Source organism: Flintibacter faecis, from assembly GCF_014287875.1.
Lineage (GTDB): Bacteria > Bacillota > Clostridia > Oscillospirales > Oscillospiraceae > Lawsonibacter > Lawsonibacter faecis_A.
In genome coordinates, this window is record NZ_JACOPN010000029.1 from 1 (window position 1) to 1,355 (window position 1,355).

The following is a 1,355-nucleotide window of genomic DNA, read 5'->3' on the forward strand; positions in this document are numbered from 1 at the left end:
GGTCCCGTCAAGATTTATGCGCAAAATTGTTTGCAGGCTCCGGCTGAATGAAGTCAGCCGGCAATAGAGGCGTCGTCCATGACCGCCTCCAAGTGCTTCATGTTCATGTATTTCTTATTGCCCCACTGGGTGCCCGCCACGTGGCGCAGCCTCGCGCAGACCAGCATCAGGGCGGAGTTGCCATCGGGGAATGTCCCCACCACCCGCGTCCGTCGGCGGATCTCACGGTTCAGCCGCTCGATCACGTTGTTGGTGCGGATGCGCGTCCAATGCTCGCTGGGAAAATCGCAGTAGGTCAGTGTCTCCTCAATGCCGTCCTCGACCTTCTTGGCGGCCTCCTTCAGTTTCATGGCGCGCAGCTCGGCGACCACAGCCTTTGCCTTCTCGCGGGACGCCTTTTTGCTCTCCTGCGCGTGGATCGCCTTGAGCATTTTTGCCACAATTTTGACCTTGGATTTAGGCACAACAGAGAAAACATTACGGTAGAAATGCACCGTGCAGCGCTGGTATTTGGCGTCCGGGAACACCTCGCCCACGGCCTCCAGCATCCCCATGCACTTGTCGCCGACGATGAGCTTCATGCCGTCCAAGCCGCGTCCGCGGAGCCACTGGAAGAAGCTGACCCAACTGGCCTTGTCTTCCTTCATGCCCTCGGCGGCTCCCAAAACCTCACGAAAACCGTCCTCATTCACGGCGATTGCCACCAGAACGGCTACATTTTCGTACTCTCCGCCCCAGTTGCGGCGCAGGTAGATGCCGTCCACGTAGACGTATGGATAGCGCCCGCCCTGCAAGGGGCGGTTCCGCCAATCCTCGATGTGGACGTAGGCTTTCTTGTTCAGCTCGCTGATGGTGGCGGGCGAGACCTTGCTGCCCCACAGTGCCTCCGTGATGTCCTCCACCCGGCGCACGGAAACGCCTGCCAGGTACATCTCGATGAGGGCCTCCTCCACGCTGCTCTCCCGGCGGCGATACCGCTCGATGATGGCTGTCTCAAAGGACACACCCTTGAGTCGGGGCATATGGAGCGTGACGTCGCCGGAGGTCGTGGTGAGATTGCGGTCATAGTGACCGCTGCGGTAGCCCTGACGGGCCTCGCTGCGCTCATAGCGGGCCGCCTGCGTCAGGGACTCCGCCTCCTTCTCCAACAGCTCGTTCAGCGTTTCCTCCACGCTGCCGCGAACCAATTCCTTGATTTGGCCCTTGATAATTTCCTCATTCAGCTGTACAATTTTCTCGGACATAGTTTGCTTGCTCCTTTCGAATGTTTGTGTGGTAACTTCATTCTACCAGAGCCTGCAAGCTATGTCTTCTTTTATGCTCTTTTTAATTTGCGCAAGTTATTGTACATTATC

The 1,355-nt window shown here is 57.9% G+C and carries 1 protein-coding gene; it reads right to left on the bottom strand.

Annotation, left to right across the window (positions count from 1 at the left end):
• Window positions 1-53 precede the first annotated feature (53 nt).
• A complete protein-coding gene (locus H8S55_RS13855) occupies window positions 54-1,244 on the bottom strand; it encodes an IS256 family transposase (protein ID WP_186879357.1) in 1,191 nt (396 codons plus the stop codon).
• Window positions 1,245-1,355: the final 111 nt, after the last annotated feature.